The organism is Carnobacteriaceae bacterium zg-C25 (assembly GCA_017945845.1).
GTDB lineage: Bacteria > Bacillota > Bacilli > Lactobacillales > Aerococcaceae > WM01.
On sequence record CP072828.1, the window covers coordinates 1336641 to 1351053 of the forward strand.

The following is a 14413-nucleotide window of genomic DNA, read 5'->3' on the forward strand; positions in this document are numbered from 1 at the left end:
AACGATGACGATTCAACTGATTCACACTTATTCTCCTTTAAATACGCTTCCCATTATAGCAAATAAACACGCTCTTGTGGGAAATCCGATGCATTTTAGGTAAAAAAAAAGACCCACGCGATTGCGAAAGTCTAAACTGGGGTAGCTGGATTCGAACCAACGAATGACGGAGTCAAAGTCCGTTGCCTTACCGCTTGGCTATACCCCAAGAAAAAATGGGGAGAGAAGGATTCGAACCTTCGAACCGTAAGGAACGGATTTACAGTCCGCCGCGTTTAGCCTCTTCGCTATCTCCCCGTATCAAATAAGATACTTTGTAATAATACCTTATTTCATACTTTTTGACAAGTGATTTTTTGAATTTTTTTCAACTTTTCAACTTATGGCAATTGTAAAGTAAAGTGCAAAAAAAACAGATAATGACTTTCTCTTTTGCGGGGTTGATAACCAAACAATAAAAACAAAGGTTTTCTAGTCAAGGCGAAAAACGAAGTGTGCCTTGACGGGAAACCAGTTTTTATTAAACTATTAATCTACCCGCAATAAAAATAACTCCGCAGGTGTACGATAACCTAATTTACGTCGTATTTTCTGATTTAAGCAGGATTCTATTTTACGAATAGTTGACTTTTTAACGGTGTTGATAGATTTACCCTTAGGTAAAAACTCCCGTATCTGTCCGTTATGGTTTTCGTTAGTACCACGCTCATAAGATGAATAAGGGTGTGCATAGTAAATGTTTAAATATTTCGATTCTAATTCAGATAACGAGGCGAATTCTGAACCATTATCAGATGTAATACTCTTGAAGGTTGATTTCCTATATTGTTTAAAAATATTCTTTAATGTCCGTAAGACACATAGTGCTGTTTTATCATTTATTTTACGTATAATTGTATAACGTGTTTGTCGTTCTACTAACGTTAATAATAGTGCTTCATTTTTCGTCTTCTTAAATAAGACTAAATCAATTTCCCAATGTCCAAATTCTGTACGATTATTCGCTACGTCTGGTCGATTTTCGATAGATGTTCCCATATTTTTCTTGTATGTTTTGGTGTTATCTTTTTTTGGTCGTTTTCTAATGCTTACCATTTTGGGTAAATCAATTGGTTTGATAGGGATAATACCTTGATGGACAAACGTATAAACCGTTTTCGTACAAGGGACCTTCTCATTAGGGTGATTTTGCCGATACCAATGTACAAAGGTATCAATACTATGGGTTCTATATTTTTCAGTAACTACCTGTTGTAAGTCTTTGAAAAATTGCTGACTAAATTTTTCAGTTAAATTATTATGATATTTATTTTGTTGCTTAGCTTTATAGATGTAATGGCTTGTTTCAGCGTAATATTTTAATTCGTCACGTTGGATACCATTTCGATTAACGATTTGATTAACACTTCCACGTTTAATTTCTCTATAAATTGTAGATATATTTCGTCCGAGTTGTTCAGCAATATATCGTATTGGTTTCTTTTCGTTTAATAACGTTTCAATTTTTGTGCGTTCAATCAAAGATAGCTGTTTATATTGTTTTTTTGTGTTATAATTTGTTTTAGACATGATAATTACCTTTCTAATTTTGTAGTGGATTTTAGTCAGTTAATTATCTGTCTTTTTTTGTTTTTATAACACTATTTTGCTTTTGCACTTTATTTTACAACTCGGCACTTTTCAACTTACTAAAAATTAGTGATTAAACCGATTACCGTCAACCGTTTTCAATGCAACTGTATTCAAAAACACGTGTACTAAAATCGTTTTTATCGCTTCACATAATACCTATCCCGCTTGAATGGTATCAATAATATTTTGTAAATCGTCTTCATCAAAATAATATTTATCATTGCAATAATGACACGTTACTTCAATGCCACCATCTTCCTCTTTCATTTCTTGTAAATCATGCACACCTAGTGTCATTAGACCTTTTTCAAATTTTTCTTTATTGCAATCACAATAAAACGAAACAGGTAGTTTATCTAAAAACTTCACATTTTCTTCACCTAAAATCAACGTTAAAATATCTTCAGGTGAATGATGGCTATCCATTAAATCCGAAATTTGTGGCATTTTAGCAATACGTCTTTCAATTTCAGAAATCGTTTCGTCTGTTGCTCCTGGCATCACTTGAATCATAAATCCACCTGATGTCCGGACACAATCATCGGTATCAACTAACACGCTGACGCCAATGGCAGATGGCGTTTGTTCAGAAAGCGCCATATAATACGTAAAATCTTCACCTAATTCACCATCAACAATCGGCACTTGTCCCGAGAAAGGTTCACGCATACCCAAATCTTTACGAACGGTTAATGTCCCAGATGTTCCAACACAACCGCGCACATCTAATTTCCCTTTTGCATTTAACGGTAAAGCAACTTTCGGGTTACTAATATACCCACGCACTTGCCCTTTCCCGTTACTATCGACAACAATTTTGCCACCAGGTCCGTTCCCGTTCACTTCTACCGTTAATTTTTCTTCGCCTTTTAAATTGTAACCTAATAATAATGCACCAACCATCGTACGCCCTAATGCTGCAGACGCTGTGTGCCATGTGTCGTGTCGACGTTGCGCTTCTTTGACCGTTTGTGTTGCGTCTACTGCAAACGCACGAATTTGACCATCAAACGCAAGTGCTTTTACTAAATAATCTGTCATCTTTTCTCCTATGAAAAACCGTCATCCAAAATAGATAACGGTTCTTTGCTTTATTCGTTTATACCCGTTTGTTAAGCTTGTGTAGACTCATCGTTGACCAATGTGTCTTCATCAATCACAACCGGTTCTTTCACTTCTGTTACTTCTTTCAAAGTTTGTTCACTTGGAAATTCAGCTGGTTCATCTACTTCATTAGGCATTTTACCCGTTTCAAACAATGATTTAATCGCTGGACCATCAATTGTTTCTAATTCAATTAACTTATTAGCAATTGTATGCAATTGCTCTTTATGTTCAACTAATATATCCGTTGCTTTTTGACGTGCTTTTTGCATAATGTCAATAATTTCTTTATCAATTTCACGAGCCGTTTCATCAGAGTATGGTTGCGCGATTTGATAACCGTTCACTTCTTGACGATAGTCTACCATACCTAAGGTATCACTCATACCATAAACACGAACCATTGAACGTACAATTTGTGACGCTTGTTCAATATCGCTACTTGCCCCCGTAGACATTTCATTAAAAATTAACTCTTCCGCTGCACGTCCGGCTAATAACCCAACGACGCGATGGAATAATTCTTCTTTTGAAACAACTACTTGGTCTTCTTTTGGTAAGGAAATCACGTATCCCGCAGCGTTTCCACGTGGGACAATCGTTACTTTGTGTACTTCATTTGCCGCTTCTAATACTAAACCAGCAATCGCGTGCCCCGCTTCATGATACGCAACAATACGATTGGCTTTTTCTGTACGTTTACGGTCACGTTTTGCTAAACCAGCAATCACGCGGTCTTGCGCTTCACTAATATCACTCATGTTGATTTCAGTTTTGTTTTGTCGCGCAGCAATCAATGCCGCTTCATTTAATAGGTTGGCTAAATCGGCACCCGCAAAACCTGGTGTTTGTTGCGCAACAACTTCCAAGGCAACATCTTTACCTAATGGTTTTTTACGTGCATGCACTTCTAAAATTTCTTTACGCGCTTTCACATCAGGGTTGCCAACCATAATTTTACGGTCAAAACGTCCCGGACGTAACAACGCAGGGTCTAAAACATCTGAACGGTTTGTTGCGGCAATGACAATAACACCTTCGTTACCTTCAAAACCGTCCATCTCAACTAACATTTGGTTAAGGGTTTGTTCGCGTTCATCGTTTCCGCCACCCATACCGTTACCACGACGACGTCCAACGGCATCAATCTCATCAATAAAGATAATAGACGGCGCGCTTTTTTTCGCTTTATCAAATAAATCACGTACACGACTGGCACCAACACCAACAAACATTTCAATAAACTCAGAACCTGAAATGGAGTGGAATGGCACGCCTGCTTCTCCAGCAACCGCTTTAGCCAATAACGTTTTACCTGTCCCCGGAGGGCCTTCTAATAAAACACCTGACGGAATTTTTGCACCTAGTGCTGTAAATTTACGTGGGTCTTTTAAGAAATCTACAATTTCAATTAATTCTTCTTTTTCTTCTTTGGCACCTGCTACATCACTAAAGCGGACTTTACTTGGTTTGCCTTTTGTATCTTCAGGACGGAATTTCCCAAAGCTCATTGGATTACGTCCACCTGCACCACCATTTGCAGCGCCCATCATTTGAAACATGAAGAATGTGAAGATAATCAATGGCAATAACTGTACAACAATTTGTAACCATCCGCCATCTGATCCCGGTACATCTTCAACCGCAACGTCATTTTTATGCGCACTTTGACGGATTTGTTCTTGGACATAAGGACTTACCCCAACAACCGCTGTGAACTTTTTAAAGGCAACTTTATTTGTGCCAAACACTTGCGTGAACATTGAATTATTTTTTTCTGATTTTTCAATTTGTTCAACTAACTCACCTTGCACTTGATAGGCACTGTTAATGGGTTGGAATTTTAATGACTGCACATTCTTTTTATCCAACTGTTGCACTAATTCACTTGTTGTCAACTCACCCACTGGTTCGCTAGTTCCTGAATTTACCATTGAAAATAAACCCCATATCACTGTAACAGTTAATAAAAAGTAGAGTATATTCGCTCCGATAAAGGTTCTTTTTTTGTTCATTTGTTCCTCCTAACGATAATGATCGTTATTTTTGTCGCTTCATCTTATCACATTGGTATTTAAATCACCAACGATAAAGCTTGTCTTATGCGTGATTATAAATTTCTTCTTTTAAAACGCCAATATACGGTAAGTTACGATATTTTTGTGCGTAATCTAATCCATAACCAACAACAAATTCATTTGGAATTTCTAACCCGACGTAGTCTGCTTTCACATCAACCACACGACGTTCTGGTTTGTCTAACAACGTCACAACGGTAATTGACGCTGCACGACGAAATTCAAACAATTCTTTTAATTTTAGTAATGTACGACCAGTGTCTACAATATCTTCAATAAAAATTAAATGTCTGCCTTCAACGTTAGTATCTAAATCTTTTAAAATACGCACATTTCCTGACGATTCTGTATCATCACCATAACTGCTCACATCTAAAAAGTCGATATCTAGCGGAATGTCCATTTCGCGTACTAAATCCGTCATAAACATAATACATCCGCGCAATACGCCAACGACTAAAGGATTTTTGCCTTCAAAATCTTTAGATAATTGTTTACCTAATTTTTCTGTACATTCACGTAACGCTTCACGTGTTACAAGCACTTTTTCAATATCATTATGAATCATGTCTATTTATCCTTTCTATTTTCACGAAGACTTGTTGATTATCACCGTTTATTTTATCAGTTTCTACGGATTTATACAAATAATCAAATCGTTCATCTAATATTGCTAAAATTTCATTGTTTTTCGTTGCCACAACGGCGATTTCTTGCCGTTCGTCTTTAGGAATTTTACCATCAATAAACAATCTAGCTACCTTTTTATGCCCCGAATCAATTTTCACTCGATCTCCGGGCAAAACTGACCGCACGCTTACAGGCAATTGCTCTTTTGAAACAGCGACTCCCCGCAAAGCGTTCACTTCAATTTGCCATCCGTCAATGACACCAACGCGTTCAACCGTTACTGTTTCTCTTTTTTGACGTGGTGGTATCGCATCACGAATAGTTGCCGAATCGTACGTTTGAATGTACTGCTTGCCATTTCCTAGGTCTAAACTTTTTTGTCCATTAGTGCTCTGCGTCAATTGTAAAATATGCGAAACATTATCGTTCGTCAACACATTGTGCGTGTGAAGCCATTGCACAATCATTTCCCGCTTTTCATAATCACTTAACAAACGAAATGTCGGTATATCAAGCGTATCTTCAATTGCTTTGACATTTACATCATTTACCAATTCGTTGAGTTGCGTTGCAAAATTAACGATATGCTCGTCAAATTTTTCGTTTTCTTGCCGTAATAACGGTAAAATCGTGTGTCGTAATCGATTGCGTGTAAAGTGCGTTTGCGCATTTGTTTCATCTTCCACAAATTGTAGTTGATGTGCTTTAGCGTACGCATATAATTGCTTCTTCGTATACGCCAACAACGGACGATACAACGTACAAAAATCATTAAACGCACGTGACTTTGGAATCCCCGTAACGCTCTTTAACCCGTTTCCACGAATTAAATGCAACAATACCGTTTCAACAAAATCATCACGATGATGGGCAGTAACCACGTAACTGGCTCTATACTTTTCCACCACCGATTGCAAAAACTGATAGCGAAACGCTCGAGCATCCATTTCACTGTTCAAATTCGGTGCCGTAACATTCGTTTCATAGGTTACGCCATAGGATTTTGCTAACGCTTCAACAAATTGTTGATCGTTTTTTGCATTTTCACGCATAAAGTGATTCACGTGCGCAACAATTAATCGATTGGGTGCGATTTGTTGGTGCAACAAATGTAGCAATACAACCGAGTCAACGCCACCTGACACCGCAACAACAATGGTATCGTCATCTTTCCAAAACGGTTGAATCATACGCCCTCCTTGTAAACGAAAAAGTCTATCCACGATAGACTTTTATTCTCCTTGATTTGAAAGTGCTTTTTGACGTGCCTGTTCATTTTGTAACATGGCATTTTCTTCTGGAATGTTAAAAATCAGTTCGTTAGGCAATGTATAAAACCCTCTTGCACGCGCTAATTTCAATACATATTCATCATCGTTTAGTAAATCAACATACGTCTTCAATTCAATTTGTCTTGTTTTCGCTTGCTGATTTTCCACTTTTACAATTTCTAAATTTTTTTTCAATTGTTCAGTTTGTTGCACATTATTAAAAATTTGAAAACATAACGTAGCCGCAAACAATAACGTTCCCAATAGCCATAAAAAGACGCGATTACTTTTTCGTTGCTGCGACCGTTTTGATTCAGTTGTTTCCAAAGTATCGCCTCCTTCTATTTCCTTTTTCTATCATAGCAAGAAAATGAACGATTTACCATGGTATTTTTTAAAATAGCGGTTCTTTTTCAACTCGTGTTTCACTTAAAACCGTATACATCCCATCCGCTTCATCTTTTTTAGTCGTCTCTACAATTTTTTCAATGCGCACAACCAATGTTTTTGTAGCATACAACAACGTAATCTCATCACCAACTTTTACTTGGGTACTTGATTTTGCGGTTTTTCCATTAATTAAAATCCGTTCTTTATCCGATACTTCTTTAGCTACTGTACGTCTTTTAATTAAACGGGATACTTTTAAATATTTATCTAATCTCATCGGCTTTCTCCTGTTTTTTAATTTTTTGCCACAACGCATCCAACTCTTTTACACTATTAACCGTTACACCGTCAAAAACGTGCGGGTGTCTACGTCGAATTTTTTGATTTAGCGTCGTTAAAACATCTTCTAAATTAAAGTAACCGTCATATTCGGCAACGCTCGTTTGAAATAACACTTGCCATAACAAATCACCTAATTCTTCAATCATATTATCAATATCATCGTTTTTCAGTGCTTGCTCAAATTCTTGTAATTCTTCTTTAAAATAAGGTAACAACGATTCGTGCGTCTGTTCTTTCAACCAAATATCGTTTTGAGCAATTTGCGCCATATAATGTTGTAACGTTTGAAACGATGCCGTTGCATCATCTTGTGCCATTTTCGGTACAAATAACGTTGTTAAATTATAAACGCCATCTAATCGGTCAATTTCATACAATGGCATCCAGTCAACGTGTTGTTGTGTTGTTCCGGCAGCATGAACTAGTGCCACTCGATAATCATCCGGGTAGCGCTTCATTAAAGATAACTTTACATCACTGGCTACAAAATCATTGAACACTTGCATGATCATTACATGTTGCGTCAACACCACATCTTCAACACGAAAATCTAACGCATCCACTAATTGAAATCCATCAATCACATCAATACGAACAGCCGCTGCCAAGTCATCAATAAAACTATGTCCACCAACAATATTTACGGTAATATCATCGCGTTTTAGAAGCTGTTGCACAACACTTTCCGCCACCATCGGATGCCCCGGTACTGCATACGTCAATTCTGTGTTGTCGTTTGCTAAAGCAACTAATTTTTCCACAATCGTTTCGTACACTTTTTCAAATGCATCAAACTGCTCGTAAGTATCATCAAAGCTTTCAATAATTAGCCCTTCTTGTACAAGCGTATCCACCACTGGATGTAATTTCGTACGTAAATAAACCGTTTCTTTTTGTTTGATTTTTGATTCAAGATGGCGATACACCCCTAAAGGTAACTGATTCATATCGCCTGCTCCTAATCCAATAACATGAATAATTGACATAGCCATTCTCCTTTTCTTCTACATTATAACACGAACACATTTTTGGCAACTTTAAATTTGAGTTGCCTTACTTATAGTAAAAGCGTTATAATGTATGAGCAAATTTTAAAAGAAAAGAGTGACTATATGGGACGCAAATGGGCGAATATCGTTGAAAAGAAAACTAAATTAGATGGTGCCAACAGTAAAATTTATGCCAAATTTGGTATTGAAGTTTATGCTGCAGCAAAACAAGGAGATCCAGATCCTGCAACAAACCAAAAATTAAAATTCGTTATTGATCGTGCAAAAACGTATAACGTTCCAAAACACATTATTGATAAAGCGATTGATAAAGCAAAAGGTGGTTCAGACGAAACGTTCTCTGAATTACGTTACGAAGGTTTTGGACCAAATGGGTCAATGATTATTGTCGACGCTTTAACAAACAACGTAAACCGTACAGCATCTGATGTACGTGCAGCATACGGTAAAAACGGCGGAAACATGGGTGTTTCTGGTGCAGTTTCTTATTTATTCGACAACACTGCCATTTTTGGTATTGCAAATAAAAATGCCGAAGAATTATTTGAAGCGCTAATCGAAGCAGAAATCGATGTACGCGACGTGATTCAAGAGGAAGACGACGCTATTGTCTATGCTGAACCGAGCGATTTCCACGCCGTTCAAGTGGCGTTAAACGAAATGGGCATTACTGAATTTACCATTTCAGAAATTGAAATGTTGCCACAAAATGAAGTTGTTTTAAGCGGTGACGATTTAACAAAATTCGAAAAACTCATTGGTGCTTTAGAAGATTTAGAAGATGTTCAAAAAGTTTACCACAACGTTGATTTAGGTGAATAACAAAACAATAGCTAGGGAAGCGTCTTAACGACGTTCCCCTAGCTTTTTTAATCTTGTTCTTTCAACCATTTATGAAAAATCATCAAACAAACACATAATAAGGCATTAAAAATTGACCAAACAAGCAATAGTTTAAAACCAAAATAAATGTTTGCTTCATCCCCATCGTATCTCCAACCGTTCTGTCCAAGCGGTTCTTTATATAACATCCATTCCCAATGAATAAAAACGATATAACCAATGATGCACAAACCTAAAAACAACCCAACACTATAGGCTAACAAAGTCGGTTTTTCGTCTTTAATCAATAATTTTTTTATGTCCATAACTAATGCACCCTTACCGGTTCATATTGTCCGTACACCGGTCTTCGAACCTTGTAGTAGTTTCTAGATGTCCCACCAAAAACGTCATCTTTAACACGATATCCTTCTTCTACTTCATATAATATTTTATATCCTAAGTAATAGGTCCCCGGTGTATTTATCAACACTCCATATCCTTTTTCTGATGATACCCTAGAAAAGAGAGAAATCGTTAAAATCTCATCAATAGCACCTGTCACTTCAACGCCTCTTTCTAATTTTTTCTGTGAATAAATCCATCCTGGTGTAACCAGATTATCTGATACACGTTCAATATTCCCCCACTCTTGATATTTTCGTACCCCTTCTTTTCTATAACCACCCCAATAATAATGTTCCATCGGAGCAATTGGATTTTTTTGGATAGTTTTTGCATGTACTGTAGGTGATTGAACAAACCCCATACCAAACCAAATACTCATCAAAATAACAACCATTTGTTTACATCGTTTTGCCATGATAATATACCCCCGTATTTATAAAAGACAGACGCGCAACTTTGAAACAACAATTAACTGTACATGTTAATCACCATCTTTCTGGTCAACCAATGATATTTTCAAGTAAAATATACCAAAAAATGGAAGCGCTGTCAATTCTTTCTGTACAGTATTTCCGATATTTTTTCAGACTATCTTTTTTTATTCATTTCACACATCTTTTGACACTATAAAATTAAAAAAATCGGTGAATACAATTGATTTGTATCACCGATTTTAAGACTAATATTGTTTCAAATAATGGTCGAGTTCCCATTTTGTAACTTGCGTACGATACGCTTGATACTCCAACGATTTTTCAGCAATGAAGTTTTGCGCAATGTGTTCACCCAATCCCGAAAGAATGACGTCATCTTGCTGCAACGCTTTTAACGCTTGATGTAAACTACTTGGTAAATCCGTAATCCCATTTTCCAATCGTTCTGCAGGCGACATTTGATAAATGTTGCGATCTACAGCTGGAGGTGGTGTCAATTCATTCACAATACCATCTAATCCCGAACGCAACAACACCGCCATCACTAAATACGGATTCGCCATCGGATCAACACTGCGTAATTCAACACGTGTAGAGTTGCCACGACTTGCTGGAATGCGAATCAGTGGTGAGCGATTTTTGCCACTCCACGCCACATAAACAGGCGCTTCATAACCCGGTATTAATCGTTTGTATGAGTTGACGGTAGGGTTACAAATGGCTGTATAACCATGTGCATGTGTCATTAAACCGGCAATAAATTGACGAGCCGTTTTGCTTAATCCATCTTTTTCTGTTTCGTCATAAAAAGCGTTCCCTTTTTCTGTAAATAAAGATAAATTACAGTGCATTCCAGAACCGTTAATCCCCACGACTGGTTTCGCCATAAAGGTGGCGTGTAATCCGTGTTGGCGTGCAATCGTTTTAACAACTAATTTAAACGTTTGAATATTGTCACATGCCGTTACGGCATCTGTAAATTTCCAATCAATTTCATGCTGACCAGGGGCATTTTCATGGTGGCTTGCTTCAATTTCAAATCCCATTTCCTCTAGTTGCAACACAATGTCACGACGACAATTTTCACCTAAATCAGTTGGCGCTAAGTCAAAATACCCACCATCATCATTTAAGTTCATTGTTGGTTGACCGTGTTCATCAAGTTTGAATAAGAAAAATTCTGGTTCTGGTCCTAAGTTAAATTGTGTATACCCTAAAATATGCATCTCATCCAATACACGTTTTAAATTATGACGTGGATCCCCAGCAAACGGGGTACCGTCTGGATTGTATACATCACAAATAAAACGGGCAACTTTTCCGTTGTCATTTCCCCAAGGAAATACAAGCCACGTATTTAAATCAGGATATAAATACATATCACTTTCTTCGATGCGTACAAAACCTTCGATTGACGATCCGTCAAACATCATTTTATTATCCAATACTTTTTCAATTTGGCTAATCGGCACTTCTACATTTTTGACAGTCCCTAAAATATCCGAAAACATTAGACGTAAATAACGGACATCCTTTTCTTGAATATCATCTAATATCATTTGTTTTGTAATTTGTTTTTTCATCTATTTACCTATCTGTTGTCGATATGTGCTTCCACTGTTGTTGATTCATTAACTCTTTATATAAAATGCGTCGAACATCTTCGTCTGTAAGTGGTTTTGCTTGATCCAAAGGCGATACTTTTTTATTGGCGTACACCTTTTTAATGGCTACAATCGTCAACCCTTCCTCTAAATAATCTTTAATTTCTAATAGGCGATCAACATCATTTAACGAATATAATCGCCGATTCGTTTGTGAGCGTTTTGGAAAAATTAGCCCCTGTTCTTCATAATATCGAATTTGTCGTGCTGATAATTCCGTTAACATCATCATCGTTCCAATCGGAAATACTGGCAAGGAACGTCGTAACTCTTTTTCACTCATTTTGTTTCCACCTTTCGTCGCTATTGTAACATATTTTAACACACCTACAATTTAAATCGGCGTTTTATGTCACAAAATGTAACAACCCTTTGCCGTTAGTACGACAAAGGGTTGTTATTAGGCTAAAACTGCCTCTAAAATAGCCATATTCATATATACCGAATTTTGACCTTGTATAAAAATTTTAGACTGTGCACATTCTACACCTTCGTTTGCTATTTCAACATCTCTTTTTACTGGACCCGGATGTAATAAAATCGCATTTTCTTTAAGTTTCGCCAATCGCTCTACGGTCATACCATACTGTTCATAGTAGCCATCAACAAGATGTGCCACATCTTCTCTTTCTGATTGGACACGTAAAATAACGATAACATCCATATTCGGTATCATTTCATCAATCTGTAAATAACGCCCTAATCGGTGACATTCTCTACTTTGATATTGTTCTGGCCCTGAAAAAAATACTTGTGCACCTAATTGATTTAATACTTTAATCGTTGATTTAGTAACACGAGAAAAGTGCGTTGCACCAATAAACCCAACTTTTAACCCCTCAATTGTGCCAAAATGTTCGTAAATGGTCATCGCATCTGTCAATGCGTGACAGGGATCTTCATGATCGCCATCTCCCGCATTAATCACAATGCTTGAAAACGTTTCGTTTTCTAACCATTTTTCATAATATCTTTCTGACTCCGATGCAGATACAACAACATCAATACCTAACATACTCATCATCATACCCGCATCATACATACTTTCGCCCTTGTAGGCACTACTTGATTGCGGGTCAAAACTCAACACTTTTAAACCAAGACGATGTTGCGCCATTTCAAAACTATAATGTGATTTTGTGTTGTGTTCATAAAATAGATTGGCAACAAATTTGGGTTCTAAAAATCGATAGGTTGCGCCACCTTTATAAGCAAGGGCACGATGAATCAACCCGTGCATCATATCGACACTTAAATCATCTACCGTCACTAGACGTGTTAATTTACCAATATTTCTTCTTGTCATTTTTACACCTTTTTCAATAAGACCTTATCTTCACCATCACATTCGACAACACGCACTTCAACTTGTTCATGTCGTGATGTTGGAATGTTTTTACCAATATAATCGGCTTTAATCGGTAATTCACGATGACCTCTATCCACCAAAATCGCTACCGTAATTTTCTTTGCTCGACCATGCGCCATAGTGGCGTCCATTGCTGCACGAATCGTACGCGCGGTATACATCACATCGTCGACCAAAACAACGTTTTTATTTGTTACATCAAACGGTATATTGGTTTCATTAATCGTTGGATCCAGCATATCATCACTTGTATGGCGATCATCACGATACATTGTAATATCTAATTCACCATAAGGTATGCGAACACCTTCAAATTTTTCAATGTTTTCAACAATTCGTTTAGCTAAATGAACGCCACGTGTACGAATACCCAATACGACTAAATCGTTTGTCCCTTTATGCTTTTCTAGTATTTCATGCGTCATACGCGTTAAAGAACGTTTCATGACGATTTCATCTAAAATTATAATATCGTCCATACATTTACCACCTTTATATGTTACGTCCATTATACACGAAAGCGGACACGGTTTATATTAAAATGGAATGAGAAACACGTTTTATTGTTGTTTTTTAAAGCGGTCACATCAGCATGTAAAAGACACAAGATATAGCCTTATTTCTTTTAAAAAGCTACAATATAGTGTATAGAAACGCGCTAAATGGCGCTTTTTTTCAAAAAACATCTGTTTTTTAAATTTTAATTATGATATAATGTTCATTGTGATGATGTATCACAACCCGTTTTTTGAAATAGTTTCACTTTGAAAGGAGTGACTTGAAACAAATGATTACCTTATATACATCGCCAAGTTGTGCATCTTGCCGTAAAGCGCGTGCCTGGTTACAAGAACATGATATTGCTTATGTTGAACGCAACATTATTTCGGAACCTCTATCTATCGAAGAAATTAAAAATATTCTTCGTGTAACTGAAGATGGCACAGAAGAGATTATTTCACAACGTTCAAAAACATTTAAAAAATTAAACGTTCCATTAGACGAACTACCACTTAGTCGTTTGTTGGAATTGATTCATGACAATCCAACGTTAATGCGTCGTCCCATTTTAATCGACGACAAAAAATTACAAGTTGGTTTTAACGAAGATGAAATCCGTCGTTTCTTACCACGTTCAATTCGTGTGATGGATTTAATCGCCGCTCAACAAGCTATATAGAAAACGTGTGTTGCATTTAGCGACACACGTTTTTTGGTTCTATACTATTTGGTGTTGATGGCTTGAAAACGATGCACCA

Annotated in this window: 16 protein-coding genes and 2 tRNA genes; 2 read left to right on the forward strand and 16 right to left on the reverse strand. The window is 36.9% G+C overall.

Annotated features, from left to right (window positions below):
* Positions 1-136 precede the first annotated feature (136 nt).
* From J7S27_06315 to J7S27_06360, 10 genes are all read right to left on the reverse strand, one after another.
* Positions 137-208: transfer RNA gene (locus J7S27_06315), tRNA-Gln, on the reverse strand.
* A gap of 8 nt (positions 209-216) precedes the next feature.
* A tRNA-Tyr gene (locus J7S27_06320) sits at positions 217-297 on the reverse strand.
* 231 nt (positions 298-528) lie between these two features.
* Positions 529-1569 carry an IS30 family transposase gene (locus J7S27_06325; GenBank protein QTU82880.1) on the reverse strand — a complete coding sequence of 347 codons (1041 nt, stop codon included), beginning with the start codon at positions 1567-1569 and terminating at the stop codon, positions 529-531.
* A gap of 219 nt (positions 1570-1788) precedes the next feature.
* The gene (gene hslO / locus J7S27_06330) at positions 1789-2673 is read right to left on the reverse strand and encodes an Hsp33 family molecular chaperone HslO (protein QTU82881.1); all 885 of its coding nucleotides are present in this window, start codon (positions 2671-2673) and stop codon (positions 1789-1791) included.
* Between the two features lie 71 nt (positions 2674-2744).
* A complete protein-coding gene (gene ftsH / locus J7S27_06335; protein QTU82882.1) occupies positions 2745-4751 on the reverse strand; it encodes an ATP-dependent zinc metalloprotease FtsH in 2007 nt (668 codons plus the stop codon).
* Positions 4752-4836: 85 nt separating this feature from the next.
* Positions 4837-5382 carry a hypoxanthine phosphoribosyltransferase gene (gene hpt / locus J7S27_06340; protein QTU82883.1) on the reverse strand — a complete coding sequence of 182 codons (546 nt, stop codon included), beginning with the start codon at positions 5380-5382 and terminating at the stop codon, positions 4837-4839.
* Positions 5372-6634 (reverse strand): tRNA lysidine(34) synthetase TilS, encoded by a 1263-nt coding sequence (gene tilS, locus J7S27_06345; protein QTU82884.1) that lies wholly within the window; start codon positions 6632-6634, stop codon positions 5372-5374. The genes hpt and tilS overlap by 11 nt, the downstream gene beginning before the upstream one ends.
* A gap of 42 nt (positions 6635-6676) precedes the next feature.
* Positions 6677-7042 (reverse strand): septum formation initiator family protein, encoded by a 366-nt coding sequence (locus J7S27_06350; GenBank protein ID QTU82885.1) that lies wholly within the window; start codon positions 7040-7042, stop codon positions 6677-6679.
* A 67-nt stretch (positions 7043-7109) separates the two neighbouring features.
* Complete coding sequence (locus J7S27_06355; GenBank protein QTU82886.1) at positions 7110-7382, reverse strand: RNA-binding S4 domain-containing protein; 273 nt, start codon at positions 7380-7382, stop codon at positions 7110-7112.
* Positions 7369-8433, reverse strand: coding sequence for a nucleotide pyrophosphohydrolase (locus J7S27_06360; GenBank protein ID QTU82887.1), 1065 nt, complete (start codon positions 8431-8433; stop codon positions 7369-7371). The genes J7S27_06355 and J7S27_06360 overlap by 14 nt, the downstream gene beginning before the upstream one ends.
* A 126-nt stretch (positions 8434-8559) precedes the next feature.
* Here J7S27_06360 and J7S27_06365 point away from each other — a divergent pair, with 126 nt between their 5' ends.
* Positions 8560-9279, forward strand: a complete 720-nt coding sequence (locus tag J7S27_06365; GenBank protein QTU82888.1) for a YebC/PmpR family DNA-binding transcriptional regulator — start codon at positions 8560-8562, stop codon at positions 9277-9279.
* 47 nt (positions 9280-9326) lie between these two features.
* Here J7S27_06365 and J7S27_06370 read toward each other — a convergent pair whose 3' ends face one another.
* The 6 genes from J7S27_06370 to pyrR all read right to left on the reverse strand — a co-directional run bounded on the left by J7S27_06370 (position 9327) and on the right by pyrR (position 13633).
* A complete protein-coding gene (locus J7S27_06370) occupies positions 9327-9605 on the reverse strand; it encodes a hypothetical protein (protein ID QTU82889.1) in 279 nt (92 codons plus the stop codon).
* A gap of 2 nt (positions 9606-9607) precedes the next feature.
* Positions 9608-10102 (reverse strand): hypothetical protein, encoded by a 495-nt coding sequence (locus J7S27_06375; protein QTU82890.1) that lies wholly within the window; start codon positions 10100-10102, stop codon positions 9608-9610.
* A gap of 264 nt (positions 10103-10366) precedes the next feature.
* Positions 10367-11704, reverse strand: a complete 1338-nt coding sequence (gene glnA / locus J7S27_06380) for a type I glutamate--ammonia ligase (protein ID QTU82891.1) — start codon at positions 11702-11704, stop codon at positions 10367-10369.
* Between the two features lie 4 nt (positions 11705-11708).
* Positions 11709-12068, reverse strand: a complete 360-nt coding sequence (locus J7S27_06385; protein QTU82892.1) for a MerR family transcriptional regulator — start codon at positions 12066-12068, stop codon at positions 11709-11711.
* Between the two features lie 117 nt (positions 12069-12185).
* Entirely contained in the window at positions 12186-13091 is a 906-nt protein-coding gene (locus tag J7S27_06390; GenBank protein ID QTU82893.1) for an aspartate carbamoyltransferase catalytic subunit, read from the reverse strand.
* Between the two features lie 2 nt (positions 13092-13093).
* Positions 13094-13633, reverse strand: coding sequence for a bifunctional pyr operon transcriptional regulator/uracil phosphoribosyltransferase PyrR (gene pyrR / locus J7S27_06395; GenBank protein QTU82894.1), 540 nt, complete (start codon positions 13631-13633; stop codon positions 13094-13096).
* 308 nt (positions 13634-13941) lie between these two features.
* On the opposite strand from pyrR, the gene spxA reads away from it, so the two are divergent.
* Positions 13942-14334 carry a transcriptional regulator Spx gene (spxA, locus tag J7S27_06400; protein QTU82895.1) on the forward strand — a complete coding sequence of 131 codons (393 nt, stop codon included), beginning with the start codon at positions 13942-13944 and terminating at the stop codon, positions 14332-14334.
* The last annotated feature ends 79 nt before the right edge of the window (positions 14335-14413 follow it).